General features: G+C 72.0%; 24 protein-coding genes. 10 read left to right on the forward strand and 14 right to left on the reverse strand.

The genetic code is table 11. The annotated features are described in order from the left end of the window. Positions 1–76 precede the first annotated feature (76 nt). From AB0424_RS23965 to AB0424_RS23975, 3 genes are all read left to right on the forward strand, one after another. Positions 77–778, forward strand: coding sequence for a transglycosylase SLT domain-containing protein (locus AB0424_RS23965; RefSeq protein WP_366308563.1), 702 nt, complete (start codon positions 77–79; stop codon positions 776–778). A gap of 155 nt (positions 779–933) precedes the next feature. Continuing rightward, complete coding sequence (locus AB0424_RS23970) at positions 934–2,376, forward strand: AI-2E family transporter (RefSeq protein ID WP_366308564.1); 1,443 nt, start codon at positions 934–936, stop codon at positions 2,374–2,376. Next, a complete protein-coding gene (locus AB0424_RS23975; protein WP_366308565.1) occupies positions 2,373–3,047 on the forward strand; it encodes a hypothetical protein in 675 nt (224 codons plus the stop codon). The genes AB0424_RS23970 and AB0424_RS23975 overlap by 4 nt, the downstream gene beginning before the upstream one ends. A 53-nt stretch (positions 3,048–3,100) precedes the next feature. Here AB0424_RS23975 and AB0424_RS23980 read toward each other — a convergent pair whose 3' ends face one another. Next, positions 3,101–3,634, reverse strand: a complete 534-nt coding sequence (locus tag AB0424_RS23980) for an alkyl hydroperoxide reductase (RefSeq protein ID WP_030222466.1) — start codon at positions 3,632–3,634, stop codon at positions 3,101–3,103. Positions 3,635–3,646: 12 nt separating this feature from the next. Further along, complete coding sequence (locus AB0424_RS23985) at positions 3,647–4,201, reverse strand: peroxiredoxin (RefSeq protein ID WP_366308566.1); 555 nt, start codon at positions 4,199–4,201, stop codon at positions 3,647–3,649. 134 nt (positions 4,202–4,335) lie between these two features. Between AB0424_RS23985 and AB0424_RS23990 the strand changes: the two genes are divergently transcribed. After that, the gene (locus tag AB0424_RS23990) at positions 4,336–5,310 is read left to right on the forward strand and encodes a LysR substrate-binding domain-containing protein (protein WP_366308567.1); all 975 of its coding nucleotides are present in this window, start codon (positions 4,336–4,338) and stop codon (positions 5,308–5,310) included. 110 nt (positions 5,311–5,420) lie between these two features. On the opposite strand, the gene AB0424_RS23995 is transcribed toward AB0424_RS23990, so the two are convergent. From AB0424_RS23995 to AB0424_RS24005, 3 genes are read right to left on the reverse strand one after another with little or no spacing between them, the layout of a single operon-like run. Continuing rightward, a complete protein-coding gene (locus tag AB0424_RS23995) occupies positions 5,421–7,793 on the reverse strand; it encodes an FtsX-like permease family protein (protein WP_366308568.1) in 2,373 nt (790 codons plus the stop codon). After that, positions 7,790–8,473: an ABC transporter ATP-binding protein gene (locus AB0424_RS24000; RefSeq protein WP_366308569.1), complete on the reverse strand. Its 684-nt coding sequence runs from the start codon at positions 8,471–8,473 to the stop codon at positions 7,790–7,792. The genes AB0424_RS23995 and AB0424_RS24000 overlap by 4 nt, the downstream gene beginning before the upstream one ends. After that, positions 8,470–8,994 carry a PadR family transcriptional regulator gene (locus AB0424_RS24005; RefSeq protein ID WP_366308570.1) on the reverse strand — a complete coding sequence of 175 codons (525 nt, stop codon included), beginning with the start codon at positions 8,992–8,994 and terminating at the stop codon, positions 8,470–8,472. The genes AB0424_RS24000 and AB0424_RS24005 overlap by 4 nt, the downstream gene beginning before the upstream one ends. A gap of 277 nt (positions 8,995–9,271) precedes the next feature. Here AB0424_RS24005 and AB0424_RS24010 point away from each other — a divergent pair, with 277 nt between their 5' ends. Continuing rightward, a complete protein-coding gene (locus AB0424_RS24010) occupies positions 9,272–11,482 on the forward strand; it encodes a transglycosylase domain-containing protein (protein ID WP_366308571.1) in 2,211 nt (736 codons plus the stop codon). Between the two features lie 89 nt (positions 11,483–11,571). On the opposite strand, the gene AB0424_RS24015 is transcribed toward AB0424_RS24010, so the two are convergent. From AB0424_RS24015 to AB0424_RS24025, 3 genes are all read right to left on the reverse strand, one after another. Beyond that, positions 11,572–13,599: an ATP-binding SpoIIE family protein phosphatase gene (locus AB0424_RS24015; RefSeq protein WP_366308572.1), complete on the reverse strand. Its 2,028-nt coding sequence runs from the start codon at positions 13,597–13,599 to the stop codon at positions 11,572–11,574. Positions 13,600–13,910: 311 nt separating this feature from the next. Beyond that, positions 13,911–14,576, reverse strand: coding sequence for a DUF402 domain-containing protein (locus AB0424_RS24020; RefSeq protein WP_366308573.1), 666 nt, complete (start codon positions 14,574–14,576; stop codon positions 13,911–13,913). A 71-nt stretch (positions 14,577–14,647) separates the two neighbouring features. Then, positions 14,648–16,048, reverse strand: a complete 1,401-nt coding sequence (locus AB0424_RS24025; RefSeq protein ID WP_366308574.1) for a class II fumarate hydratase — start codon at positions 16,046–16,048, stop codon at positions 14,648–14,650. A 105-nt stretch (positions 16,049–16,153) separates the two neighbouring features. Between AB0424_RS24025 and AB0424_RS24030 the strand changes: the two genes are divergently transcribed. Continuing rightward, entirely contained in the window at positions 16,154–17,701 is a 1,548-nt protein-coding gene (locus tag AB0424_RS24030) for a ricin-type beta-trefoil lectin domain protein (RefSeq protein ID WP_366308575.1), read from the forward strand. A 58-nt stretch (positions 17,702–17,759) separates the two neighbouring features. Here AB0424_RS24030 and AB0424_RS24035 read toward each other — a convergent pair whose 3' ends face one another. Then, on the reverse strand, positions 17,760–18,428 hold the full coding sequence (locus AB0424_RS24035; protein ID WP_366308576.1) for a lipoprotein: 669 nt from the start codon (positions 18,426–18,428) through the stop codon (positions 17,760–17,762). 117 nt (positions 18,429–18,545) lie between these two features. Here AB0424_RS24035 and AB0424_RS24040 point away from each other — a divergent pair, with 117 nt between their 5' ends. After that, entirely contained in the window at positions 18,546–19,046 is a 501-nt protein-coding gene (locus tag AB0424_RS24040) for a dirigent protein (RefSeq protein WP_366308577.1), read from the forward strand. Positions 19,047–19,053: 7 nt separating this feature from the next. On the opposite strand, the gene AB0424_RS24045 is transcribed toward AB0424_RS24040, so the two are convergent. Both AB0424_RS24045 and AB0424_RS24050 read right to left on the reverse strand, forming a co-directional pair. Continuing rightward, the gene (locus AB0424_RS24045) at positions 19,054–19,683 is read right to left on the reverse strand and encodes an HAD family acid phosphatase (RefSeq protein ID WP_366308578.1); all 630 of its coding nucleotides are present in this window, start codon (positions 19,681–19,683) and stop codon (positions 19,054–19,056) included. A gap of 213 nt (positions 19,684–19,896) precedes the next feature. Continuing rightward, positions 19,897–21,567: a fumarate hydratase gene (locus AB0424_RS24050; protein WP_366308579.1), complete on the reverse strand. Its 1,671-nt coding sequence runs from the start codon at positions 21,565–21,567 to the stop codon at positions 19,897–19,899. Between the two features lie 188 nt (positions 21,568–21,755). On the opposite strand from AB0424_RS24050, the gene AB0424_RS24055 reads away from it, so the two are divergent. Next, on the forward strand, positions 21,756–22,475 hold the full coding sequence (locus tag AB0424_RS24055) for a DUF1707 domain-containing protein (protein ID WP_366308580.1): 720 nt from the start codon (positions 21,756–21,758) through the stop codon (positions 22,473–22,475). 208 nt (positions 22,476–22,683) lie between these two features. Next, positions 22,684–23,058: a WhiB family transcriptional regulator gene (locus AB0424_RS24060; RefSeq protein ID WP_366308581.1), complete on the forward strand. Its 375-nt coding sequence runs from the start codon at positions 22,684–22,686 to the stop codon at positions 23,056–23,058. A gap of 230 nt (positions 23,059–23,288) precedes the next feature. Here the strand turns inward: AB0424_RS24060 and glpX are convergent, their stop codons facing one another. Continuing rightward, positions 23,289–24,323, reverse strand: a complete 1,035-nt coding sequence (gene glpX / locus AB0424_RS24065; RefSeq protein WP_366308582.1) for a class II fructose-bisphosphatase — start codon at positions 24,321–24,323, stop codon at positions 23,289–23,291. 117 nt (positions 24,324–24,440) lie between these two features. Here glpX and AB0424_RS24070 point away from each other — a divergent pair, with 117 nt between their 5' ends. After that, on the forward strand, positions 24,441–24,974 hold the full coding sequence (locus tag AB0424_RS24070; RefSeq protein ID WP_366308583.1) for a DUF4245 domain-containing protein: 534 nt from the start codon (positions 24,441–24,443) through the stop codon (positions 24,972–24,974). Between the two features lie 179 nt (positions 24,975–25,153). Here AB0424_RS24070 and AB0424_RS24075 read toward each other — a convergent pair whose 3' ends face one another. Together AB0424_RS24075 and AB0424_RS24080 are read right to left on the reverse strand one after the other, a co-directional pair. Continuing rightward, entirely contained in the window at positions 25,154–25,744 is a 591-nt protein-coding gene (locus tag AB0424_RS24075; RefSeq protein WP_366308584.1) for a malonic semialdehyde reductase, read from the reverse strand. A gap of 180 nt (positions 25,745–25,924) precedes the next feature. Then, positions 25,925–26,173, reverse strand: a complete 249-nt coding sequence (locus tag AB0424_RS24080; RefSeq protein WP_366308652.1) for an exodeoxyribonuclease VII small subunit — start codon at positions 26,171–26,173, stop codon at positions 25,925–25,927. Positions 26,174–26,212 lie beyond the last annotated feature (39 nt).

Consider the following 26,212-nt stretch of genomic DNA (forward strand, 5'->3'; position numbering starts at 1 on the left):
GTACGTCGGAGACCAGCGCCAGGGGCACGATTTCGCCCGCGTGGTCACCTGTGCGGGCGTGCTGGAAGGAAACCGTGTGAGCCGGATCTCGGTCCGGGGATTCGCGGTGGCTTCGGCCACTGCGGTCACCACCGTCGGCGCCGTCGTGGGCGTAGCGTCGGGCAACGCCGTTCAGCCCTCGGACGACAACTTCGAGGCCACCGCGGCCGACACCACGCTGCTCGCGGACATTCCCGCGGGCGAGCAGGCCCAGGTACAGGTCGCGTCCCTCTCGGAGCAGGCCGACGTCCAGGCCGCCGCCGCCGACTCGGCCGCGAAGAAGTCCGCGGAGGAGGCGGCACGCCTGCGTGCCGCCAAGGACGCCGAGGCCAAGAAGGAGGCGGCCGACAAGGCTGCCAAGGCCGAGAAGGAGCGCAAGGAGGCCGCCGAGCGCGCCAGCCGCGACTCCGTCCGCGACGCCTCGACCTTCTCCGCCCAGGGCTCGTACACCGTGGCCGAGGTCAAGGCGATCGCCCGCCAGATGATCCCGGCCTCGCAGTTCCAGTGCTTCAGCAACATCGTGGACCACGAGTCCAGCTGGAACTACCGCGCGACCAACGCCTCTTCGGGCGCCTACGGCCTCGTGCAGGCCCTGCCGGGCTCGAAGATGTCGTCGGCCGGCGCCGACTGGCAGACCAACCCGGCCACCCAGATCAAGTGGGGCCTCAGCTACATGGACGGACGCTACGGCAGCCCCTGCGGCGCCTGGTCGTTCTGGCAGGCCAACCGCTGGTACTAGTACCCGCGTGCTCAACCTCGGGGAGCCCCTCGCCGTCCTACGGTGAGGGGCTTCTTCCGTGTAGGTTCGAAGGTCCCTGGCATCGCGGGGGAGCGAGCGGGCAAGCGTCCACGGGGAAGCACCACGGGAAGAACCGGCGGGGGAAGAGGAAAGAGATGTCGAGAGTGCCAGGGTGGCTGAACCGGCTGGGCGAGAGCCTGAGCCGCATGGGTGAACGCCTCGACGAGCGCAGGGCCGAGGCGGAACGCGACGACCCGCTCGGTCCGCCCTACGAGGCCCGGGGGGAGAACCCCGGCGACGCCCCGAAGGACGGCGCGGCCGTCCCCGCGACGCCCGAGAGCGACCCCGACACGGCGCCGCCCCTGCCGGACACCGCGATCGCCGTCGCCGAGCCGGGCCGGTCCGTGCCCGCACCCCCGTCCTACGCGCCGGCCGTCGCGGCCCGGCCCGACCCGGTCGCCGCCATCCCGTGGGGGATGCGCGTCGCGGCCGAGGCGAGCTGGCGCCTGCTCGTCTTCGCCGGCACGGTCTGGGTGCTGATGAAGGTGATCAGCTCCGTCCAGCTCGTCGTCCTCGCCTTCGTCGCCGCGCTCCTGGTCACCGCCCTGCTCCAGCCCACCGTCGCCATGCTGCGCCGCAAGGGCCTGCCCCGCGGGCTCGCCACCGCCGTCACCGCTGTCTCCGGCTTCGTCGTGATGGGCCTGGTCGGCTGGTTCGTGGTCTGGCAGGTCATGGACAACATCGACAACCTGTCCGACCGCGTCAGGGACGGCATCGAGGAGCTCAAGCGCGGACTCCTCAACAGCCCCTTCCACGTGACCGAACAGCAGATCAACGACATCGCCAAGAACCTCAGCGACACCATCGGGGCCAACGCCGAGCAGATCACCTCGGCCGGACTCCAGGGCGTCACCGTCGTCGTCGAGGCGATCACCGGCATCCTGCTCGCGATGTTCTCCACCCTCTTCCTGCTCTACGACGGCAAGAAGGTGTGGGAGTGGACGCTCAAGCTGGTCCCCGCCCAGGCCCGGCCGGGCGTCGCCGGCGCCGGCCCGCGCGCCTGGCGCACCCTCACCGCCTACGTGCGGGGCACGGTCCTCGTCGCCCTCATCGACGCCGTCTTCATCGGCCTCGGGCTCTGGTTCCTCGACGTGCCGATGGCCGTGCCGCTCGCCGTCTTCATCTTCCTCTTCGCCTTCATCCCGCTGGTCGGCGCCGTCGTCTCCGGCGCCCTCGCGGTGGTCGTCGCCCTCGTCACCAACGGGCTCTTCACCGCCCTGATGGTGCTCGTCGTCGTCCTCGCCGTGCAGCAGATCGAGGGCCACGTCCTCCAGCCCTTCATCCTGGGCCGCGCCGTCCGGGTCCACCCGCTCGCCGTCGTCCTCGCGGTCGCGGCCGGCGGTCTGACCGCCGGCATCGGCGGCGCCGTCGTCGCGGTCCCGCTGGTCGCGGTCGCCAACACGGTGGTCGGCTACCTGCGGGCGTACAGCACCGAACAGGCCCTGCGCAGCTCCCCGGAGCCGCGCGGGGCGACCGCCTTCGAGGTGGCCCCGACGCCCGCTCCGGGCTCGCTCGCCGGCAAGGGGGACGGCAGATGATCTCGGAACCGGAGCTCGTGGGCGGGACGGAGTTCGACGCCCCCGAGGTGCTCACCGAGACCCCGCCGCCCCGTCCGCCCCGGCCCGGCCGGCCCTGGCTGTGGGCGGTCGGCGGCGCCGTGGTGGCCTCGGCGGTGTGGGCGGGTGGGCTCTACGCGTACGGGCAGCGCCCCGATCCGGGCCCTGACCTGGGTGGATACCGCCCCGTGGAGGACCTCTGCAAGGTCGCCGGGCTGAAGGCGATCGGCGGCGCCCTCGGCAAGCGGGTCCAGGACGGGGTCAGTCCCGTCATCGACGAACCGTCGATCAGCGAGACGTCGTGCAACGTCACCTTCGGGCAGGTGGACACCGGGCCGTCCGTCTCGGTCACGTACACCCTCCACAAGGTGACCGACCCCGGCCCGGAGTTCGCGACCCGGGCGCAGCAGTACGGCGTCCTGCAGAAGGTCGACGGCGTCGGCGAGGAGGCGTTCTTCGACGACGAGAGCGGGCAGGGCGGCCGGCTGCGGATCCTCGACGGTCAGGTCGAGCTCGATCTCCAGATCTACGTGCCGCACGACGTGGAACTGAACGGGAAGCCGGTCGACACCGGACCGCCGGTCGACCTCTCCGGGATCGACGTGCCCATGACCCAGGACGCGCTCGCGCTCATGAAGGCGCTCAGGACATGACGGAAGGGCCCCCGGGGTGAGTCACCCCGGGGGCCCTTCTCGTACGGCGACGCCTACTCGGCGAGGACCGCTTCCGCGTCCAGCGTGACGCCGACCGCCTGGATCACCGCGGCGATCTTGACGGCCTCCTGGATGGTGGCGCGGTCGACACCGGCCTGGCGCAGGACCTGCTCGTGCGAGTCCAGGCACTGGCCGCAGCCGTTGATCGCGGAGACGGCCAGCGACCACAGCTCGAAGTCGACCTTCTCGACGCCCGGGTTGCCGATGACGTTCATCCGCAGGCCGGCGCGCATCGTCCCGTACTCGGGGTCCGACAGCAGGTGCCGGGTCCGGTAGAAGACGTTGTTCATCGCCATGATCGCGGCGGCGGACTTGGCGGCCTGGTACGCCTCGGGCTTCAGGTTGGCCTGGGCCTCGGGCTCCAGCTCCTTGAGCACCTTCGGCGAGCGCGAGGCGATCGCGCAGGCGAGGACGGTGCCCCACAGCTGCTGCTGCGGGAGGTCGCTGTTGCCGATGACCGAACCGAGGTTCAGCTTCAGGTCCTTGGCGAAGTCCGGTATGGCGGACTTCAGTTCGTCGAGAGCCATGTCAGATCGCCCTTACTCGCCCGAGAGGAGCGCGGCGGCGTCGAGGGTGCCCTCGCCCTTGTTCCAGTTGCACGGGCACAGCTCGTCGGTCTGCAGGGCGTCGAGGACCCGCAGGACCTCCTTGGGGTTACGGCCGACGGAGCCGGCGGTCACCATGGTGAACTGGATCTCGTTGTTCGGGTCCACGATGAAGACCGCGCGCTGGGCGAAGCCGTCCGCGCCCTGGACGCCGCAGTCGCTCATGAGCTCGTGCTTGGAGTCGGCCAGCATCGGGAAGGGCAGGTCACGCAGGTCGGCGTGGTCCTTGCGCCAGGCGTGGTGCACGAACTCGGAGTCGCCGGAGACGCCGAGGATCTGGGCGTCGCGGTCCGCGAACTCGTCGTTCAGCTTGCCGAACGCGGCGATCTCGGTGGGGCAGACGAAGGTGAAGTCCTTCGGCCAGAAGAACACCACGCGCCACTTGCCCTCGTGGGACTTGTGGTCGATCTGCTCGAACTCCTTGCCGCTCTCCAGCGACACGCAGGCGGTCAGGTCGTAGGTGGGGAACTTGTCACCGACAGTGAGCACGCGCTCTCCTTGCAAGGCAGGAAGGGTCCCTTTTGGGGTCTTCCATGGGGGTTGGACGAGAGACCAGCATGGCACGGAGTGCATTGATCAGTGAAATAGCTAGAGTGGTTCGTGTTGATCGAAGGTGGTTATCAGTGGCATCCCCGTACAGCCCCCCACACTCCCCGCACCGCGGCAAGCAGCCGAGCCTTTCCCAGCTCAGGGCCTTCGCGGCGGTGGCCGAGCATCTGCACTTCCGCGATGCCGCGGCCGCCATCGGCATGAGCCAGCCCGCGCTCTCGGGCGCGGTTTCGGCTCTCGAAGAGGCACTCGGTGTCCAGCTCCTCGAGCGTACGACGAGAAAGGTGCTGCTCTCGCCCGCCGGGGAGCGGCTCGCGGTGCGCACGAGGGCCGTCCTCGACGCGGTGGCCGAGCTGCTGGAGGAGGCGGAGGCGGCCCAGGCCCCCTTCACCGGGGTCCTGCGGCTCGGTGTGATCCCCACCGTGGCGCCGTACCTGCTGCCGACCGTGCTGCGGCTCGTCCATCGGCGCTACCCGGAGCTGGACCTCCAGGTCCACGAGGAGCAGACGTCCTCGCTCCTGGAGGGGCTCTCCGCCGGCCGGCTCGACCTGCTGCTGCTCGCCGTCCCCCTCGGCGTGCCCGGAGTCACCGAACTACCGCTCTTCGACGAGGACTTCGTGCTCGTCACCCCGCAGGGCCATCCGCTGGCCGGCCGGGACGACATCCCGCGCGAGGAGCTGCGCGAACTGCGGCTGCTTCTTCTCGACGAGGGGCACTGCCTGCGCGACCAGGCCCTCGACATCTGCCGCGAGGCCGGGCGCACGGACGGCGCCGAGGTCACCACGACCGCCGCCGGACTCGCCACCCTGGTCCAGCTGGTGGCCGGCGGACTCGGGGTGACCCTGCTGCCGCGCACCGCCGTCACCGTCGAGACCGCCCGCAACACCGCCCTGTGGACCGGGCTCTTCGCCGAGCCCGCGCCCTCGCGGCGGATCGCCCTCGCCATGCGGGCCGGCGCGGCCCGGCACGCCGAGTTCGAGCAGCTGGCCGAGGCGCTGCGGGAGGACATGCGCGGGCTTCCCGTACGGGTGCTGGGCGCCGGATCCTGAGCCGGGGCCGGGGCCGGGGCCGGGGCGGGCGGAGACCGGGGCGGGCGGCGGTTCCTGACACCCCCCGGTGCCAGGAACCGCCGCCCGCCCTCGTACATCCGCCCGGAGGGTTACTCCGTGCGCAGGCCGTCCGCGCGCATCAGCCGCCACAGGACGGGCATGCTCAGCAGCGTCACGGCCGCTATCAGGCCGAGCCCGATGCCGACGACGGGCAGGAACGCCCACCAGTCCTGGACCCGCTGCCCGCCCATCCGCAGCAGGACGACCCCGAGGCCGAGCCCGCCGACCACGGACAGCACCAGACCGAGGCCGATCGGCACCGCCGTCTGCCAGAGCACCGACCAGCTCAGGGTGGAGCGCCGGGTGCCGAAGGCGACCAGCGAGGACAGCAGCCGCCTGCGGTCCCGGAGCTGTTCCAGCGTCGCGACCAGGAGCGAGGCCGCCACCAGGAGCATCGTCAGGGTGGAGCCGACGAGGATGCCGGTGCGGACGCTGCCGAACGCGGCGTCCCGCTGGGTGTCCTCCAGGGTGCGCACCCAGGCCGTCGGGTCGATGGCCGCGGCCGTGTTCCGCACGTGGTCCGCGGCGTCCGGCACCGCCGGGTCGAGCCGGACCATGGCCTGCGCGTCGGGCTCGTCGAGCCGCATGGCGTCGATCGCCGACGGGGTCGCGAGGACGCCGTACTGGTACATGCCCGTCGGATCGGGGCGCGAGTCGACGGTCCGCGCGTCGGCGGGGATGCGCCAGTGCGGCACCGGGGTGTCCCCTGCGCGCCGCGGCTCGCTCGGGTGCGGATGCGGGTCGCGCAGGGCGACCAGGGAGCCCGGCCGGGCGGCGCGGGTCACGAAGCTGTCGGGGGGAGCGCCCTGCGCCCCGTGCGCGAGCAGGACGAACACGTCCCCGTCCGTGCAGGAGGGCAGGGTGGCGAACTCCCCGAGGGAGGCGCAGTCGCCGACCCGGAGTGAGGCCATGGGCGCGAACTCCTCGCCGCCCTTCAGGGGGCCGGGCCGCCACACGTGCGACTCGACGAGGCCGATCACGCCCGTGACGCCCTCGGTCCGCTCGAAGCGGGCGATCATCCGGCGGGCGTCGGCGGCGTCCTGGGCGTCGCTGCCGACCGCGATCTGCGCACGGGAGGTGTCCTCGCCGGTGGACTGGGTGAAGTCCTGCTCCATCGCCTGGAAGAGCATCTGGAGGGCGATCGCCCCGGTCGCCGCGACGACGATGCCGCTGACGGCGCGGGCCGCGGTCCCGCTGCTCAACTGGAGCCTGCGGACGGCGAGCTGCCAGGCCACCGGGCCGGCGTGCAGCCGCTTCACCCCGGCCTCGACGAGCCACGGCAGGAGTGTGGTGAGGCCGATCAGGGCGAGGGTGGTGCCGGTGGCGACGACGACGGTGTCGATGTCGGTGTCGGTGACCTCGACGTCGCCCCTGAGCGAGACGAGCAGGGCCGCGCCGGCCGCGAGGAGCAGCAGCCGCCACCAGAGCCGGCGGCGGCGCGGCGGCGCGGTCCTGACGACGCCGAGCGGCTCGATCGCCACGCCGCGCAGCGCGAAGAGGCTGACCACGACCGAGGCGACCGGGACGGTGAGGAGGACGAGCACCGTGAGCGCGGGCATCGGGACGACGTCGGACGGATAGGCGTTGACGTCCCAGATGGTGAACGCCCCGGCGAACTGCCGCGCCGCCGCGAAGAGTCCGAGGCCCGCGAGCAGGCCGAGGAGCGCGCCCGCGAGGGACTCGCCGGCCGCGATCCGGCGGGTCATGGCGGTGTCCGCGCCGACCAGCCGGAGCGCGGCGAGCCGCCGGTCGCGCTGCTCGCCGCCGAACCGCACGGCCGTGGCGATGAAGACCAGCACCGGGAGGAGCAGGACGACACAGGCGACGGCGACGAGCAGGAGGAGGAAGGCGTTCAGCGGCTCCTCGGGCACCGACCAGCCGTAGCGGGTGCCCCGCCCGTCGAAGTTCTCCGTGTCGAGGAAGTCGACGTGGGCGACGTACCGCAGCTCGGCGGGGCCGATGAGACCGGCCGGTCCGATGGTCCCGGACACCTTGTAGGGGAGCCGTTCGGCGAGCAGCGCGCCCTCGGGCGAGTCGAGCAGTTCGCGCAGGGCGGGGGAGACCAGCATCTCGCCGGTCGCGGGGAACGCGGCCGCGCCCGGCGGGAGCGGCGGCGCGTCGCCCTCGGGGCGCAGCAGCAGTCCGGTGACGACGTCGTCCCGGTATCCGGTGGTCTGGGAGAGGTGGAGGAAGCTGTCCGGCCGCGGCGCGTCGACCGACTCGCTGCCGTCGACGGCGCGGACCGACTCCCGCACCTCGCGCTGGAAGAGCATGTTCGGGAAGGAGGCGGCGAGGAGGAGCAGGGCCACGCCGAAGCCGACGCCGGTGGCGGTCAGCAGGGTGCGGAGCAGGCCGGAGCGGCCGCCGGTGACCGCGAACCGGGCGCCGAGGGCCAGGTCGCGGGCCCAGGTGCGGAGCGTCATGCGGCCCACTCCGCGTCCCGCACCGAGCCGTCGCGTACGACGACCTCGCGGTCGGAGTAGGCGGCGACCCGGGCCTCGTGGGTGACGAGGACGACGGCGGCGCCGGTGTCCCGGGACGCGTCGGTGAGCAGGCGCATGACGCGCTCGCCGTTGAGGGAGTCGAGGGCGCCGGTCGGCTCGTCGGCGAAGATCACCCGCGGGGCGGTGACGAGCGCGCGGGCGACGGCGACGCGCTGGCCCTGGCCGCCGGATATCTCGCCGGGGCGCTTGCCCGCGGTGTCGTCGACCTCCAGGCGGGCCAGCCATTCGACGGCCCGGGCCTCGGCGGCCTTGCGCTTCTCGCCGTTGAGGCGGAGCGGCAGGGCGACGTTCTCGGCGCAGGTCAGCTCGGGGACGAGCTGGCCGAACTGGAAGACGAAACCGAAGTCGGTGCGGCGCAGGGCGCTGCGGGCGGTGTCGGAGAGGGCGGTGAGTTCGCGTCCGTCGTAGGTGATGGTGCCCGCGTCGGGGCGGACGATGCCGGCCAGGCAGTGCAGGAGGGTGGACTTGCCGGAGCCGGAGGGCCCCATGACGGCGACGACCTCGCCGGCCCGGAGGGAGAAGTCCGCGCCCGCGAGGGCGGGGGTGGGGCCGTAGGTCTTGTCGAGGCCGGTGGCCCGGAGCAGGGGAGTGGTGGTCACGGGCGGATCTCCTCGGCGAGCCGGTCGAGGCGGGCGGCGGTCAGTTCCAGCCAGCGCAGGTCGGCTTCCAGGTGGAAGAGCGCGTGGTCGCAGATCAGCTGGTCGGCGAGGTCGCCGTCCTTCTTCCGGCGGGTGAGCTCGCGCATCAGGCGCAGGTGCTCGGCGCGCTGGGTGTCGAGGAGGTCGGCGGCCCCGCGGCCGGTGAGCAGGGCGAGGACGACCTTGGTGTAGAGCGTCGACTGGAGGTACGGCTCCGGCTTCTCCGGTGTGGCGAGCCACTGGGCGACGTCGGTGATGCCGGCGTCGGTGATGGCGTAGCGCTTGCGCTCGGGGCCGCCTCCCGCCTCGATGCCGTCGACGACGACCAGCCCGTTCTTCAGGAGCCGGGACATGGTCGAGTAGACCTGGCCGTAGTGCAGCGGCCGGTCGTGGCCGAACTTCTCGTCGAAGGCGCGCTTGAGGTCGTAGCCGTGGCGCGGGCCGGACTCCAGGAGCCCCAGCAGGGTGTGACCGATGGACATGGTTCCACTCTACACACTGTGTATACGTCGTGTGTATAGCGGACGGCCGCCGCTCCGGAGGTGGTTCCTCCGCTTTTTGGTGTGTACGGACGGCGCAACCATCCGGTCCGCCGGAGCGTCGGTTCCCCTGGGGACAGGTGCTGATTGTCACGTCATGAAAAGGCGTGATCGGTTGTCCTTTGTCCGCCTCGTCGGTGTTAGCTTGCTGAGCTGATCCGGCGTGGACGACAGAGCGCCGAGGCGCCGACACGACACGACGAGCGGAGCGACAGGACCCATGGGCCGACCCGACAAGAGCAAGGCGAAGAAACGCGGCATACGCCGCTTCTTCTCCTGGAAGAAGCTCCTGGGCACCTTCTTCGTGTGCTGCCTGCTCGCCATGGGCGCCCTGTACGTCGTCTACCTCATGGTCCCGGTGCCCTCGGCCAACGCCGAGGCGACGATGCAGAGCAACATCTACAAGTACTCCAACGGCAAGATCCTCGCCCGCACCGGCGAGATCAACCGCGAGATCGTCGGCCTGGAGAAGATCCCCGAGAAGGTCCAGAAGGCGTTCGTCGCCGCCGAGAACAAGTCCTTCTACCGGGACAACGGCGTCGACATCAAGGGCACCACCCGCGCCGCCTGGTCCACCCTCACGGGCAAGGGCAAGCAGGGCGGCTCGACGATCACCCAGCAGTACGTCAAGAACTTCTACCTGAGCCAGGACCAGACGGCGACCCGCAAGCTCAAGGAGATGGTCATCGCCATCAAGGTCGACCGGCAGACCTCCAAGAGCGACATCCTCGCCGGCTACATGAACACCAGCTACTACGGCCGCAGCGCCTACGGCATCCAGGCCGCCGCCCGCTCGTACTACGGCGTCGACGCCACCCAGCTCACCACCGCCCAGGGCGCCTATCTCGCCTCGCTGCTCCAGGCGCCCAACCAGTACGACTGGACCTCCGCCAGCACCACCGGCCGCAAGCTCGTCGAGGACCGCTGGAACTACGTCCTCGACAACATGGTCGGCGAGGGCTGGCTCTCCTCCTCCGAGCGCGCCGGGATGAAGTTCCCCGTGCCGCAGAAGCCCAAGCCCGCCCCCGGCATGGAAGGCCAGACCGGCTACATCGTCGAGGCCGCCAACCAGGAGCTGGTGCGCCAGGGCGTCAGCGAGGAGGACATCAAGGCCGGCGGCTGGACCATCACGCTCAACATCGACGAGAAGAAGCAGAAGGACCTCGTCAAGGCCGTCGGCAAGCAGCTGGAGGCCAAGCTCGACCGCAAGGGCGACAAGAAGCAGGCCACCGTCCAGGCCGGCGCCACCTCCGTCGACCCGAAGACCGGCGCGGTCGTCGCCCTGTACGGCGGTGTCGGCGCCACCGAGCACTGGCTGTCCAACGCCACCCGCCGCGACTACCAGCCCGCCTCCACCTTCAAGCCGATCGTCCTCGCCTCCGCCGTCGACAACAGCGCGGTCACCCAGGACGGCCGCCGCATCGGCCTCGGCACGGTCTACGACGGCAACAGCCGCCGCCCGGTCGTCGGCAGCGACATCCCCTTCGCGCCGGAGAACGAGGACGACGACGACTACGGCCCGGTCACCGTCCAGAAGGCCACCAACAGCTCGATCAACTCGGTCTACGCCCAGATGATCGTCGACGTCACCCCGGCCAAGGCCAAGAAGACCGCCCTCGCCCTCGGCATGAAGGACGGCAAGGACTTCCCCGAGAGCCCCGCCATCTCCCTCGGCACCATGGGCGCCTCGACGATGGACATGGCCGGCGTCTACGCCACCCTCGACAACCACGGCCGGAAGGTCACCCCGACCCTGGTGAAGAAGGCCACGCACCGGGACCGCACGGTCGAGGCCGTGAAGGCCATCGGCGACCAGGTCGTCTCCCGCGAGGCCGCCGACACCGCCACCCAGGCCATGACGGGCGTCGTCCGCAACGGCTCCGGCTTCCGCGCCGCCGGCGACTACGAGGCCGCCGGCAAGACCGGCACCTCCGAGAACAACCGCTCCGCCTGGTTCGTGGGCTACACCCCCGAACTCGTCACCGCCGTCGGCCTCTTCGGCGAGGACGCCAAGGGCAACCAGGTCACCCTCACCGACACCATCAACCCGGGCCGGGCCAACGGCGGCCGCACGCCCGCCGAGATCTGGGGCGACTACACCGAGCGCGCCCTGAACGGCGGCTCGGACGCCTCCTTCGACCTGGAGACCGACGGCGCGGCCCCGGACGGCACCCTGCCGGATCCGACCGCCACCACCGAGGCCCCCGACGACGAGCCCACCGAGGCGCCGACGACGTCCTCGCCCGACCCGACGTCCCCGCCGGCCCCCACGGCCACCACGCCGCCGGAGCCGACGCGGGACCCGGTCACCACGCCGCCCGAGCCCACCCAGGAGCCGACGACCGACGAGCCCTCCCCGCCGCCGTCGATCGAGCCGCCGGACGGCACCGACCCCGTCCGGGGCATCGACGGCAGCCGATCGGGCCAGTAGCGCACGACGAACGGCGAAGGCCGGACCCCGCCAGGGGTCCGGCCTTCGCCGTTCGTACGCGCCCTCCGCCCCGGACCGGGGCGGAACGCTCAGGTGCGGGTGGCCAGTTCGAACCAGACGACCTTGCCGCCCGAGAGCCGCGTCGCACCCCACCGCCGGGCCAGCCGGTTCACCAGGAACAGGCCGCGCCCGCCCTCGTCGGTGTCCCGCGCCCGACGCTGCCGGGGCAGCTGCGGCGAGTCGTCGCCGACCTCGCAGCGCAGCACGTCCGTCCGCAGCAGCCGCAGGGTCACCGGCCGCTCCGCGTACCGCACGGCGTTCGTCACGACCTCGCTGATCAGCAGCTCGACCGAGTCCGTCAGCTCCTCCAGGTCCCACCGGGCCAGCGCCCGCCGGGCCAGCCGACGGGCCCGCCCCGGGGCCGCGTCCTCCGGTTCCAGGAACCAGTACGCCACGTCGCTCGGCGCGATCCCGTCGAAACGGGCCGCGAGCAGCGCGATGTCGTCGTCCCGGTCACCCGGCCCCAGCATGTCCAGGACGTCGTCGCAGAGCGCCTCCAGGGGGGGCGAGTGGTCCGGGCCGGTCAGCTGCGCGGTCGCCGCCAGGCGCTCCCGCAGCTGCTCGATCCCGGTCCACACGTCCCGCAGCCGGGACTCGACCAGACCGTCGGTGTAGAGCAGCAGCGTGGCACCCGCGGGGGCGTCCAGCTCGACCGCCTCGAAGTCCACCCCGCCCACCCCGATCGGGGCTCCGGGCGGCACGCGCAGCACCTCGGCGCGCCCGCCCAGGTGAAGCAGTATCGGCGGCGGATGGCCCGCGTTGGCGACCGTGATCCGGTGCGAGACCGGGTCGTACACCGCGTACATGCAGGTCGCCATCCGGTCCTGGCCGAGCCGCTGCGCCTGCTCGTCCAGGTGGTGCAGCACCTCCTGCGGCGGCAGGTCGAGCCCGGCCAGCGTCTGCGCCGTGGTGCGCAGCTGGCCCATGATCGCCGCCGAGGTCATGGAGTGGCCCATGACGTCGCCGACGACCAGGGCGACCCGGCTGCCGGGCAGCGGGATCGCGTCGTACCAGTCGCCGCCCACCCGGGCCGTCTCGGCCGCCGGCAGATAGCGCGAGGCGAGCTTCACGCCGGTCGGCTGCGGCAGCGAGTCCGGCAGCATCGTCCGCTGGAGCTCGTCCGCGATGTACGCCTCACGGCCGTACAGCACCGCCTTGTCGATGCCGAGCGCGGTGTGCGTCGCCAGCTGCGCCGCGACCAGCAGGTCGTTCGGCTCGAAGCCGGCCCGCTCGGGACGGCGCAGGAACACGGCCGCGCCGATCACCCGGCGCCGCCCGCGCAGCGGGGCGAGGACCGCGCGCAGCCCGCCCGGCAGCGGGTGGTCCGGGCCGAGCAGCTCGCCCAGCGCCGTCTTGGCGGCGGCGGAGTCGCCGAAGACCGGCCGCACCCCGCGCAGCACCTCGGCCAGCGCACCGCCGGACCGCACCTCGCAGAGTTCGGCCGCGGGGGTCGGGTCCGGATCGGGTACGAGGACCAGCTCCTCGCCCTCCAGATCGCTTAACCGCAGCCGGTCCGTGCGCCGCAGCCGCAGCACGAACGGCGCCACCGGGCGCTCGTCGCCCACCGGCAGCGGGTCGCGCAGGTAGACCAGGATCTCGTCGGAGAAGGTCGGCACGCTGGCCCGGCACAGGCCGAGCACGATCTCGTCCAGGTCGATGCCGCGCGCGATCCGCCGCGTCGCGGCGCCGACGAACCGCAGCCGGTCGCCCTCGCGCCGGGCGGCGGTGTCCCCGCTCCGGACGCCGCCGGGCGGCTGCGCGGCGACCGCGACGGCCACCGCCCCCGTGCCGCCCGGCGGGCCGGGGGGCTGGGGCGCGCCGGGGGAGTGGGGCGAGCCGGGGCCCGCGCCCGGGGGGCCGCCGGCGGGCGCCGCCGCGGGGCCGGGCACGGCCGGCGCGTCCGCACCGGGGGCGGGGACCGCCCGTCCCGCCGGTCCGCCCGGCTGGGCGGGCACGTCGGAGGGCAGGCCGGCCGCCTCCTGGCGAGGGCGCGCGCGTTCCTGCGGCCGGGCAGCCAGGGGCTGCCGGCCTTCGTGGGAGGTGGGATGCTCCGTCACGCGTGGGGTTCCGTCCGTCCGGGCCGGTGGTGCGATGCACTCGCTCTTCTCGCCGATGCCGCGCCTTCGCCGGGGATAAACCCCTCGTATGCAGCGGATGTGGACGTTCCGCGAGCTGCGGCAACGGCAGGGGTCGGAACACCCGGGCAGACGTCCGGCACTGCTCTCCCCCTCGTGGATGATTGGCGGTCAGGTCCTGCGCAGTTCTGAGTCGTTGACGTGCCGTGAGGTCCGTCCGACGGACCGTCCGATCCGCTTCTGCCGTGCGGAGGACGATCCTACGTTTGAACCCCGGGGGCGCATCAAGGGTCTCACGACGCCGTGTGCGCCGGGGTGCGGTCCCAGTCGGCCGGCAGCTCCGGGACCTTCCACGCCGGATCGGGCCGCCAGTCCTCCCAGCCGTCGGCGAACGGCGCGCCCCACGCGCGGATCCGCTCCACCGCCCGCTGCCCGGCGGTCCGCACCCGCGCGGCCTGCTCGGGGCCCATCAGTCCGGAGCGCTGGGCCTGCGCGAACTCGTCCTCGTCCCGCCACAGCCAGCTGCGGTCGGGATAGACGGAGATGTCGAGGAAGTGGTCCTCGGAGTCGACGCCGCCGGACCAGCGGACCCGCGGCTCCTCCAGGTTCACGTACCAACTGCGGAAGCGCCATCCGCGCTCCCAGAACAGCCACACCGACCACGGCTCGCCGGGTCTCGCCAGTTTCAGCACCCCGCTGCCGGCCCAGCGGGCGCGTTCCGTGGTGCGCGGTGCCGTGTAGCGGGTGGCGAGCGGCTCGTCGTGGACCGGGGTGCCGTCGGCGAGGACGGGGCGGACGCACTCGGTGCCGGGCGCCATCCACACCGCGAGCAGCTCGGGCGTGTCCTGGACGACCGTCACCGGCCGGCAGATGTGCACCTCTCCGGTGCCGTTGCCGCGGTAGCGCCAGAGGATGTGCTCCCCCGGCGCCCAGTGCTGGGAGCCGCCCGATCCTGTCATGCGCAGATCTTAGGGGCGCGCTCCCACGGCCGCTGCGGTACGGGTCACGGATGAGTCAGCCGTGACCCCGGTCACGGGTGGGTCATGCGCAGCACGTCGAGGGCCTCGTCGAGCTGCTCGACGGTGAGGTCGCCCCGCTCGACGTAGCCGGACTCGATGACCACCTCGCGGATGGTCTTCCGTTCGGCGAGGGACCTCTTCGCCACCTTGGCGGCCTCCTCGTACCCGATGTACTTGTTGAGCGGGGTGACCACCGACGGCGAGGACTCGGCGTACTCGCGGGCGCGTTCGACGTTGGCGGTGATGCCGTCGACCGTGCGGTCCGCCAGCAGCCGGGAGGCGTTGGCGAGCAGCCGTACGGACTCCAGGAGGTTCTTGGCCATCACCGGCAGCATCACGTTGAGCTCGAAGTTCCCGGCGGCGCCGGCCACGGCGACCGTGGTGTCGTTTCCGGTCACCTGGGCGGCCACCATGAGGACGGCCTCGGGGATCACCGGGTTCACCTTGCCCGGCATGATCGAGGAGCCGGGCTGGAGGTCGGGGAGGTTGATCTCGGCGAGGCCGGTGCGCGGGCCGCTGGCCATCCAGCGCAGATCGTTGGCGATCTTGGTGAGGGAGACGGCGAGGGTGCGGAGCTGCCCGGACGTCTCGACCAGGCCGTCGCGGGCGCCCTGGGCCTCGAAGTGGTCGCGGGCCTCGGTCAGCGGCAGGCCGGTGGCGCGGGCGACCTCGGCGATGACGGCGGCCGAGAAGCCGGCCGGGGTGTTGATGCCGGTGCCCACCGCCGTACCGCCGAGGGGGAGTTCGGCGAGCCGGGGGAGCGCGCCGCGCAGCCGCTCGACGCCGTACCTGACCTGGGCCGCGTAGCCGCCGAACTCCTGGCCGAGGGTGACGGGCGTGGCGTCCATCAGGTGGGTGCGGCCGGATTTCACCACCGAAGCGAATTCGGCCGATTTTCGCTCCAGGGCGGCGGCCAGGTGGTCGAGCGCGGGGATCAGGTCGTGGGTGACGGCGCCGGTGGCCGCGATGTGGATGGAGGAGGGGAAGACGTCGTTGGACGACTGCGAGGCGTTCACGTGGTCGTTGGGGTGGACCTCGCGTCCCTCGGGGAGCCGCTCGGTGGCGAGGGTGGCGAGGACCTCGTTGGTGTTCATGTTGGACGAGGTGCCGGAGCCGGTCTGGAAGACGTCCACGGGGAAGTGGTCGTCCCAGCGCCCCTCGGCGACCTCGGCGGCGGCCGCGACGATGGCCCGGGCGCGGTCCTCGTCGATCACGCCGAGCTCGGCGTTGACCGTGGCGGCGGCGGCCTTGATCCGGGCCAGTGCCTCGATGTGGGCGCGCTCCAGCCGCTGGCCGGAGACGGGGAAGTTCTCCACCGCCCGCTGGGTCTGGGCCCGCCACTTGGCGTGGGCGGGAACCCGCACCTCGCCCATGGAGTCGCGTTCGATCCGGTAGCCGTCTGCCTCGTTCATTTCCTCAACCTCCTACAAAAGATGAGCACTTGTCTTGTTCGATGTATTCCCAACACGCGTACCGGCCAGTAAAAACCGTGGGTAACCCCACTTCCAGGAGGCGCAATGACGCGCACCAGGCACAGATTCCGCTGGCCCATCGCCGCCGTCGCCGCGGCCGCCGCCGCACTCGGCACGATGACCGCGGCGGCACCCGCCGGCGCGGCCGAGACCGGCACCGCGGCCGAGACCGGCACCGCGGCGGTGTCGGCCGCCGTCCCGCTCCCGCCCGAGCTGGAGGCGATCCGGGCCGCCGAGGCCACCAGGATCTACGGCGACCCCGCCGAGCGCCCGCTCGCCCAGCGCAGGACCGGCCTCATCTCGCTCGGCGACAGCGAGATCTCCGGAGAGGGCGTCGGCACGTACGAGTCGCCCACCAACGGCCCCACCAACTGGTGCCACCGCTCGCCCGACGCCGCTATCCACCGCACGGGCATCCCCGCGGACCTCACCTTCAACGTGGCCTGCTCCGGCGCCTACACCGGCAACATCCGGATCGGCGGCTCCAAGCAGTACGCCGACGAGCTGGTCCAGAGCGACAACCTCGCGATCAAGGCCCGCAACACCCGGATCAAGATGGTCCTGCTCGTCGCCGGAGCCAACGACGACCTGCAGTTCGGGCCCGTCATGACCGACTGCGTCCAGCGCTTCGTGCTCAGCCAGGGCACCTGCGAGCCCAAGTACGCCCCCGGCTGGCAGGCCCGCGTCGACGGCCTCGTCCCCAAGGTCGAGCAGACCGTCCGGGACCTCAGGACCGTCATGCGCGACGCCGGCTACGCCGACGGCGACTACAAGCTCGTCGTCATGGGCTACCCCAGCCCCATCGGCCCGGACTTCAACGACAACCCGAACTTCCCCGGCAAGCTGATCTGCGGCGGCATGGGATACGACTCCGACACCAAGTGGGGTCGCAACACCGCCGTCCCGGCCTTCGAACGCGGCATGCGCAGGGCGGCCGCCTCCACCGGGGCCGTCTACCTCGACAACTCGCGGCTCTTCCACGGCCACGAGGTCTGCATGGAGGACACCTGGGCCCGCGGTCTCTACATCGACCTCTCCAAGCCCGGCGGCATCGACGAGAACTCCGTCCGCCAGTCCTTCCACCCCAACAAGAGCGGCCACGCCGCGTTCGCCTCCTGTCTGAAGCAGATCTACGACTCCGGTCTCCGCGAGGCGAGCTGCGCCGACGTCGACTCCTCCGGCACCCCGACGCTCTTCCCGCTGGCCTGGGACGACGCGTACAAGCCGCTGGTCAACCAGGCGACCGGCAACTGCCTGGACGTGAACGCGGGCGAGTCGGCCAACGGCACGGCCGTCCTCGGCTGGGACTGCCACGGCGGCCGCAACCAGGGCTGGTGGTACGACTCCGCCCGGCGGACCGTCCACACCCAGCTCACCCAGGACCGCTGCCTCGACGTCCCCGGCTCCGCCTACCAGGACGGCAAGGCGCTCCTCGTCTGGAACTGCCACGGCGGCGCCAACCAGAGGTTCGTCCGCGACGGCGCCACGATCCGCCCCGCCGCCGCGACCGGCCTCTGCCTCACCCAGGGCGCGGCCAGGGAGCCCGTCCGGCTCCGGAACTGCGACGGCTCCGCGAACCAGCGGTTCGCGTAGCCGGCCCACGGACGCCGTGGCCCCCGGTCCGGTGCGGGACCGGGGGCCACGGCCCCGCTCAGGAGGGCTTGAGCGTCGTGCGCGCCAGCTCGTACGCCGGGATCATCTCCCGGTGCTCGTCCGTGTCGAGTCCGCCGAGGTGGACGATCACCGTCCCCTTCGAGGTCGCGACGGCGAAGGCCCGCTCCTCCTTCGACTCCTCCATCAGCGCGTCGCGGACCGTGTACGTCACCTCGACGGCCGGCAGCGCGCCCGCCGCGGTCGTGCGGTAGACGGCCTTCGAGGCGCCCTTCTCGGCCTTCACGAAGCCCTCCAGCGCGGCCCGCGCCGGACCCTTCGGCGCCGTCCACACCCGCAGGTAGCCGATGTGTCCGGCCGGCTTGGCGTCCACCTCGCAGCGGACCGTCGCCGGGCCCTGGCGCATGAGCACCGCGAACTCCGGGTCGTCCGGATCGTCGATCGCCTCCGGCTTCCACTCCTCGGCCAGGGCGAAGGAGACGGGCAGCGCGCAGGCCGTCCCCGGCCCGCCGACCGTGCCGGCCGCCCTCGCCGCCTCCGGCACCCCGGTGCCGGAGGGCGCTCCCGAGGCCGTGGGGGCCCCGGAGGCCGTCGGCGTCGCCGCCGGAGCCCCGGTCCCGGGGGTGGTGCCGCAGCCGGCCAGCAGCAGCCCCGTCGCCGCCAGGGCGACGGGGAGGGCCGTACGTATCGGACGTGCTCTCTCTCGCATGGCGCCATGATCGCCGATGCCGTCCGGCCGGATACGGCCGGACGGGCGAACGCGGGGTGCCCGTCGCACAATGTGAAGCAGGCCGAGGGGGGACCCCCACCCCACGGGAGGCAGGACATGAACCGCACCCTCAGGAGGATCGGCGTCCTCGGCGCCTGTTCGGTCGCGGCCGTCGCCTTCGGCGCCGTCGCCCCGGTGCACGCCGACGAGGCCGACGGGTTCGAGTTCACGCTCTACGCCAAGGAGGTCCCCGGCGGGGGAACCGACGAGAGCGCCGCCGCGCCCAAGGTCGGCGACGTGTTCACCGTCGCCGACGACCTGTACAGGACCAAGGGCGGCAGCAAGGTCGGTCGCGACGGCGTCACCTGCGCCGTCGTCCGCGTCTCCGGCACCCAGGCCGACGTGAACTGCGTCGGCACCTTCGTCCTGAACGGAGGACCGGGCGGACAGCTCACCGCCCAGGCCCTCGTCACCTTCGACACCTCGGCCGAGTCGCCCGCCGCGTACGACGTCGCCATCACCGGCGGCACGGGCGACTTCACCCAGGCCCGCGGCTATGTCCGTACCACCCCCGACGGGGACTACGAACGGATGGACTTCCACGTGACCGTGCGCTGAGCGCCCGTCACGACAGCTTGCCGCCGTAGTCCGGGAGCTTGAACGCGCGCTCGGCGTGGCCGCCGACGAGGTCGGTGGTGTTGTTGCCGATGTTCGCGATGATCGTGTAGCCCTTGGCCTCGATCTCCGCGCGCTTGGCGGTCTTGTACGCGCCGACCTCGGCGAACAGGTCGGGCAGGTTCCGCACGTACAGGCCGTCCACCGGGTACCCGGACTTCTTCAGGTTCCAGTCCGTGAGCGACTGGATGATCCCGGGCCGCGCCGTCACGAAGAAGACCGCCACCCCGCGCGCGTGGGCGTCCCGCACCAGGTCGCGCACGTCCGCGATGGCCGGGGTCGGCAGCTCCCAGAACGGGTGGAAGTCCGTCTCCAGCGAGCTGTTGTCGATGTCGAGGACGATCGCCTGCCGTTCCCGTCCCGCGTCCGCCGAGCGCGCCTCGATGTACGGGCGCGCCTCGGCGACCACGGCCGCCACGTCACGGCGCCAGGTCCCGTAGTCGACGTCCTTGAGGGCGGCGGTCGAGGTGACGTGGGTGTCCGGGTCGGCCGCGGAGGCCGCCGGCGCGGGGCCGACGACGAGCAGTCCGGCGAGGGCGAGTGCGGCGGTGGCGCCAGCGGTGGTCCTGGCAGAGGGCATGGGGGGCTCCCGAGGGGTCGACCGGCTCAGTGGTTGACATGCTCGCGCCCCATACTGGCCAGTAGGCGACGAGAGGGCTACCGGTCGGTAGCGACTTTCTGAGCGGAGAGCGACGCGGGGACCCGGAGACGGCGGGCGCGGGAGCCCGGCGAGGGGGAACGCCGAGCGCCCCCCGGCCCGGAGGGACCGAGGGGCGCCGCGAGGCCGGAAGGGTCAGCCCAGACCCGGACCGCGCACCGGGATGTGGGTGAACGTCGGCTCCGGAGCCGGGTTCTGGAAGAAGTCGTTGCCCTTGTCGTCCACGACGATGAACGCCGGGAAGTCCTCGACCTCGATCTTCCAGACCGCCTCCATGCCGAGCTCCTCGTACTCGACGACCTCGACCTTCTTGATGCAGTCCTGCGCCAGGCGCGCCGCCGGGCCGCCGATCGAGCCGAGGTAGAAGCCGCCGTGGGCGCCGCACGCGGCCGTGACCTGACCGGAGCGGTTGCCCTTGGCCAGCATCACCTTCGAGCCGCCCGCGGCCTGGAACTGCTCCACGTACGAGTCCATGCGGCCGGCCGTCGTCGGGCCGAAGGAGCCGGAGGCGTAGCCCTCGGGGGTCTTCGCGGGGCCCGCGTAGTAGACCGGGTGGTCCTTCAGGTACTGCGGCATCTCCTCGCCCGCGTCCAGCCGCTCCTTGATCTTGGCGTGCGCGATGTCGCGCGCCACGACCAGCGGGCCGTTGAGCGAGAGCCGGGTCTTCACCGGGTACTTGGTCAGCTCGGCGAGGATGTCGTCCATCGGCTGGTTCAGGTCGATGGTGACGACGTCGGCCTCCTCCGACAGGTGCTCGTCGGTGGTGTCCGGCAGGAAGCGCGCCGGGTCGGTCTCCAGCTGCTCCAGGAAGACGCCCTCGGCGGTGATCTTCGCGACGGCCTGGCGGTCGGCCGAGCAGGACACGGCGATCGCGACGGGCAGCGAGGCGCCGTGGCGGGGGAGCCGGACGACCCGGACGTCGTGGCAGAAGTACTTGCCGCCGAACTGCGCGCCGATGCCGATCTTCTGCGTCAGCTCGAAGACCTTCTCCTCCAGCTCCTTGTCGCGGAAGCCGTGGCCGGTCTCGGCGGAGCCCTCGCCCGGCAGCTCGTCCAGGTAGTGCGCGGAGGCGTACTTCGCGGTCTTCAGCGCGAACTCGGCGGAGGTGCCGCCGACGACGATCGCCAGGTGGTACGGCGGGCAGGCGGCCGTGCCGAGCGAGCGGATCTTCTCCTCCAGGAACTTCATCATGCTCGCCTCGTTGAGGACGGCCTTCGTCTCCTGGTAGAGGAAGGACTTGTTGGCCGAGCCGCCGCCCTTGGCCATGAAGAGGAACTTGTACGCGCCGCCGTCGGTCGCGTACAGCTCGATCTGCGCGGGCAGGTTCGAGCCGGTGTTCTTCTCCTCCCACATGGTGACCGGGGCCATCTGCGAGTACCGCAGGTTCAGCTTCGTGTACGCGTCGTAGATGCCCTTGGACAGGGCCTCCTCGTCGCGCCCGGAGGTCAGCACGTTCTGGCCGCGCTTGCCCATCACGATCGCGGTGCCGGTGTCCTGGCACATCGGCAGGACGCCCGCGGCGGCGATGTTCGCGTTCTTCAGCAGGTCCAGCGCGACGAACTTGTCGTTCGAGGACGCCTCGGGGTCGTCGATGATCCGCCGCAGCTGCGCCAGGTGGGCCGGGCGCAGGAAGTGCTGGATGTCGTGGATCGCCTCGGCGGCCAGCTGCCGCAGCGCCTCGGGCTCCACCTTGAGGAACGTACGGCCGTCGGCCTCGAAGGTGGAGACACCTTCGGAGGTCACCAGGCGATAGGGCGTGGTGTCCTCTCCCAGCGGGAGCAGATCGGAGTACGCAAACTCTGGCATGACGGCGGCCATTCCTCACTCGGCAGACAGCAGCGCGCCGCCTCCGTTGGCGGCGCGCACTCCAGCGTAGAGCGCGGGTGCGGTGCGCATCCTGTGAGGTAAGGCTCACTTGCCGTCGGCGCCCTTTCGTCCACAGCCCCGGCCCCGCCCCCTGGTCGCGATCTATCGCGTTTCGCTAGGCTGGCTCCGTGGACCTCGAAAAGCAGCCCGAACCCGAGAAGCAGCCGCAGCCGCAGCGGTCGGCCGCCCCCGCCGAGACCGCTCCCGCGGAGACCGTGTTCGCCGACCCGCAGGGGGCGTTGCGGGCCTCGGACGCGGACCGGGACCGGATCGCGGACATCCTCCGGGACGCCCTGGCCGAGGGGCGGCTCGACCCCGAGGAGCACTCGGACCGGATCGACGCGGTCTACCGGGCCAAGACCGTCGGCGAACTGGAGCCGATCGTCCGCGACCTGCCGTCGGCCAGGACCCGGCAGGAGGCGGAGCCCGGGTACACCTGGGCGGCCGACGACACCGACGGCCCGGCCGACAACCTCGTCGCGATCTTCTCCAGCACCACCCGCAAGGGCCGCTGGCGGGTGAGCCGGCGGACCAACGCCTTCGCGCTCTTCGGGAACATCGAGGTCGACCTGACCGAGGCGATCTTCGCCCAGCGCCTCACCACCATCAACGCCACCTCGATCTTCGGCAACGTCGAGGTGCGCGTCCCGGAGAACATCAGCCTGCGCGGCAGTGGCAGCGGGATCTTCGGCAATTTCGAGGTCGTCACCCTGGAGGGCGTCGACCCGCAGGCCCCGGTCGTCGTCATCAACGGCTACTCGGTCTTCGGGAACGTCGAGGCCCGCCCCAAGCGCGGCAAGTGGATCACCGACCTCCAGGACAAGCTGCGCAAACACCTGGGCACCTGACCCCGGCCGGACGGCGCGAGCGGCCCGAGCCGTCAGCGGACGGGCCCCCGTGCGGGCGGTGAACGGCCCCCCGGACGGGGGGTGACCGGAATCCGCCCACGGGTCTCCGCAGTGCGGAACGGCACGGCACGCAGTGCATAGGCGCGCGCACAGCGGGTAGGGCTGCTGCATCGCCGCTCGCTCGCGAAGTCGTCGTCAGGAGTAGACCGTGCTGCACTTGCCGCATCAGCCCCTCCAGGTCGCCGCCGTCCCCCCTCAGCGCACCACGCCCACCCGGGAGGACGAGGCAGGCCCTTGGCACGCGGAGGCGGTGTGCCGACGGGACGAAGCCGGACTGTTCTTCGCCCCGTCCAAGGAACCGACCGCCGCGCGGCTGGCCCGCGAGGAGGCGGCCAAGCGGGTCTGCGCGCGCTGTCCGGTGATGGTCGAGTGCCGCGAGCACGCGCTGCTCCAGCCCGAGCCGTACGGCGTGTGGGGCGGGCTCACGGCCGCCGAGCGCCGCGTCGTGCTGGCCCGGCGCCGGCGCCGCGAGGTGGAACTGCGCAAGACCGCCGCGACCGAGCGGATCGCCCAGGCGGGCTGACGGGAACCGCGGACGCGCCTCCGCGGACCCGTACGGGAAGGGGCGCCCCCACCGCACATGGGGGCGCCCCTCTTCGTGCCGTCGTCGCCGCGCGGCCGCCGCGTCACCCGTCGCGCCTCACGGCGCCCGGTGCGCCGCGACGCGCGTCGGGTCCGGCGTCACCTCGCTTGGGACGCCGTGCGTCACTTCGCGCGGGACGCCGTGCGTCACTTCGCGCGGGACGCCGTGCGTCACTTCGCGCGGTCGAAGTCGATCTTGCTGTACGCGCGCAGCTTCGACAGCCGGTGCGTGGAGTCGATCTGGCGGATGGTGCCGGACTTCGAGCGCATGACCAGGGACTGCGTGGTCGCGGTCTCGGCGCGGTAGCGGACCCCGCGCAGCAGCTCGCCGTCGGTGATGCCGGTCGCGACGAAGAAGACGTTGTCGCCGCGGACCAGGTCGTCGGTGGAGAGCACCCGGTCCAGGTCGTGGCCCGCGTCCAGGGCCTTCTGGCGCTCCGCCTCGTCCTTCGGCCACAGCTTGCCCTGGATCACGCCGCCGAGGCACTTGATCGCGCAGGCGGAGATGATGCCCTCGGGGGTGCCGCCGACGCCCATGAGCATGTCGACGCCGGTGCCCTCGCGGACCGCCATGATCGAACCGGCGACGTCGCCGTCCGAGATGAACTTGATCCGGGCGCCGGTCTCGCGGATCTCCTTGACGATGCCCTCGTGGCGGGGGCGGTCCAGGATGACGACCGTGATGTCCTCGGGCGAGGAGTTCTTCGCCTTGGCGACCCGGCGGATGTTGACCGAGACGGGGGCGTTGATGTCGACGAAGTCGGCGGCCTCGGGGCCGGTGACCAGCTTGTCCATGTAGAAGACCGCGGACGGGTCGAACATGGCTCCGCGGTCGGCGGCGGCCAGGACGGCGATCGCGTTCGGCATGCCCTTGGCGTTCAGCGTGGTGCCGTCGATCGGGTCGACGGCGATGTCGACCTCGGCACCGGTGCCGTCGCCGACCCGCTCGCCGTTGAAGAGCATCGGGGCCTCGTCCTTCTCCCCCTCGCCGATGACGACGACGCCGTCCATCGAGACGGTGGAGATCAGGGTCCGCATGGCGTTGACCGCGGCGCCGTCCGCGCCGATCTTGTCTCCGCGGCCGACCCAGCGGCCCGCGGCCATGGCGGCGGCCTCGGTGACCCGGACCAGCTCAAGGGCCAGGTTGCGGTCGGGGGCCTCGGGGGATACCACAAGCTCGGGCGGCAGATGATGCTGCTCGGTCATCGGAACGCACCTTTCTGTACGGCGACGGCCGGAAATAAGAGGGTGCTGCGACTCTATCGGTACGTCGACAAAATGAGCAGAGGGGCCCACGTATGAGCACGAGACCGTGATGCGACCATGGTGGGCGTGGCAGGTATGCGAGGCAGGCAGACGGTACGCGGGATGTTCCAGTCCCTCGGGGTGATCTTGGTCGCCGCGGGCGTGATGTATCTCTTCATTCCGCACGACGAGGAAGTCGCACCGGTCCAGGCGAAGGACTACCGGGTGGAACTCCTCACGGCCCAGCGGGCGGCACCGTATCCGGTGCTGGCCCCCGAGGGCCTCGGCGACGGGTGGAAGGCGACGGTGGTCTCGTACAAGCGCGAGAACGCCAACGCCTGGCAGCTCGGTTTCCTCTCCCCGGACACCCAGTACGTGGCGGTCCACCAGTCGACGGCGGCGGCGAGCACCTATGTGCCGGACGTCACCCAGCGGGCGAAGAACACCGGGCGGACCGAGACGGTGGCGGGCCAGGTCTGGCAGCGCTGGGAGGGCCCCAAGTACGACGCGCTCGTCCGCACCGACGGCGGCGCGACCACCGTCGTGACCGGCACCGCCTCCTTCGAGCGGCTGGCGGAGATGGCCGGCGCGCTCCGGTCGAACAAGGTCTGATCGGGCAGGGTCCGGTCGGGCAAGGTCTGATCGGGCAAGGTCTGATCGGGCAGGGTCCGGGCGGGCGCGGGCCCGAGCCGGGCCCGTCCGTCGGGTGTCCGCCGCGGGCGGCCCGTCCGTGGCAAGGGAAAGGCCCCGCACTCGTCGAGTGCGGGGCCTTCGGCCTGTCCGGGCGGGGCTCAGACGGTGGTGATGACCTCGTCGTAGGCCAGGCGCGGGGAGCGCGGGAACCAGGCGTCCTCGCCCGGCTTGCCGATGTTCACGACCATCAGCGGGGTGTGGTCGTCGTCCAGGAACTCCTTCTGGACGCCGGCGAAGTCCAGGCCGGTCATCGGGCCGGCGGCCAGGCCGGCGGCGCGGACGCCCACGATGAAGTACGCGGCCTGGAGGGCGGCGTTCAGCGTGGCCGAGCCCTCGCGGACCGGGCGCTCGGCGAAGAACATGTCCTTGGCCTGCGGGAAGTGCGGGAGCAGCGCCGGGAGCTCCTCGTGGAACTCGTTGTCCGCGGAGAGGATCGCGACCAGCGGGGCGGCGGAGGTCTTGGCCTGGTTGCCCTCGGCCATGTGCTTGACCAGGCGCTCGCGGGCCTCGGGGGAGCGGACCAGCGTGATGCGCAGCGGGGACTGGTTGAAGGCGGTCGGGCCGAACTTCACCAGGTCGTAGATCGCCTGGACCTGCTCGTCGGTCACCGGCTCGTCGGTGAACGTGTTGGCGGTGCGGGCCTCGCGGAAGAGGAGGTCCTGGGCGGCGGGGTCAAGGGCGAGAGACATGCTGCGTACCTTCCGGACTGCAAAGGGGGTTCGCTCGTTCAACGTTCAAGCGATGTCTCGACAGTACGCCCATGATTGGTGAAAGTTCAACTAATCCATCCGGATAGTGATCCGCTTCACTGTGTCGAGTCTACGCCAGGACCGCCGCCCGGCGGAGGCGCCCACGGAAGTCGCCCCGGCCTACTCCTCGTCCTCGTCCCCGGCCTCCGCCGCCTCGGCCGCGCGCTCGGCCGCCAGCGCCGCGTCCAGCCGCGCCCGCGCCCCCTCCAGCCGGCGCCGGCAGACCTTCGCCAGCTCCTCGCCACGCTCCCAGAGCGCCAGGGACTCCTCCAGGGTCGTTCCGCCCGCCTCCAGGCGACGAACGACCTCGATCAGCTCGTCCCGCGCCTGCTCGTAGCCGAGCGCCGCCTCTTCCGTACCGGCCGCCATCTGCTCCACCCTCCGTCGTGCCTGTCTCATGTCCGTCCA

The sequence above is a fragment of the Streptomyces sp. NPDC051180 genome, from assembly GCF_040689545.1.
GTDB lineage: Bacteria > Actinomycetota > Actinomycetes > Streptomycetales > Streptomycetaceae > Streptomyces.

Bases quoted from the DNA above. Each gene is read 5' to 3' on its own strand.
- AB0424_RS24050 (WP_366308579.1), bottom strand. From the start codon at position 21,567: ATGCCAGAGTTTGCGTACTCCGATCTGCTCCCGCTGGGAGAGGACACC.
- AB0424_RS24030 (WP_366308575.1), top strand. From the start codon at position 16,154: ATGACGCGCACCAGGCACAGATTCCGCTGGCCCATCGCCGCCGTCGCC.
- AB0424_RS23980 (WP_030222466.1), bottom strand. From the start codon at position 3,634: ATGGCTCTCGACGAACTGAAGTCCGCCATACCGGACTTCGCCAAGGAC.
- AB0424_RS24025 (WP_366308574.1), bottom strand. From the start codon at position 16,048: ATGAACGAGGCAGACGGCTACCGGATCGAACGCGACTCCATGGGCGAG.
- AB0424_RS24070 (WP_366308583.1), top strand. From the start codon at position 24,441: ATGGTGGGCGTGGCAGGTATGCGAGGCAGGCAGACGGTACGCGGGATG.
- AB0424_RS24010 (WP_366308571.1), top strand. From the start codon at position 9,272: ATGGGCCGACCCGACAAGAGCAAGGCGAAGAAACGCGGCATACGCCGC.
- AB0424_RS24005 (WP_366308570.1), bottom strand. From the start codon at position 8,994: ATGTCCATCGGTCACACCCTGCTGGGGCTCCTGGAGTCCGGCCCGCGC.
- AB0424_RS24040 (WP_366308577.1), top strand. From the start codon at position 18,546: ATGAACCGCACCCTCAGGAGGATCGGCGTCCTCGGCGCCTGTTCGGTC.
- AB0424_RS23975 (WP_366308565.1), top strand. From the start codon at position 2,373: ATGATCTCGGAACCGGAGCTCGTGGGCGGGACGGAGTTCGACGCCCCC.
- AB0424_RS24080 (WP_366308652.1), bottom strand. From the start codon at position 26,173: ATGGCGGCCGGTACGGAAGAGGCGGCGCTCGGCTACGAGCAGGCGCGG.
- AB0424_RS24020 (WP_366308573.1), bottom strand. From the start codon at position 14,576: ATGACAGGATCGGGCGGCTCCCAGCACTGGGCGCCGGGGGAGCACATC.
- AB0424_RS24045 (WP_366308578.1), bottom strand. From the start codon at position 19,683: ATGCCCTCTGCCAGGACCACCGCTGGCGCCACCGCCGCACTCGCCCTC.
- AB0424_RS24075 (WP_366308584.1), bottom strand. From the start codon at position 25,744: ATGTCTCTCGCCCTTGACCCCGCCGCCCAGGACCTCCTCTTCCGCGAG.
- AB0424_RS24035 (WP_366308576.1), bottom strand. From the start codon at position 18,428: ATGCGAGAGAGAGCACGTCCGATACGTACGGCCCTCCCCGTCGCCCTG.
- glpX (WP_366308582.1), bottom strand. From the start codon at position 24,323: ATGACCGAGCAGCATCATCTGCCGCCCGAGCTTGTGGTATCCCCCGAG.
- AB0424_RS23970 (WP_366308564.1), top strand. From the start codon at position 934: ATGTCGAGAGTGCCAGGGTGGCTGAACCGGCTGGGCGAGAGCCTGAGC.
- AB0424_RS23995 (WP_366308568.1), bottom strand. From the start codon at position 7,793: ATGACGCTCCGCACCTGGGCCCGCGACCTGGCCCTCGGCGCCCGGTTC.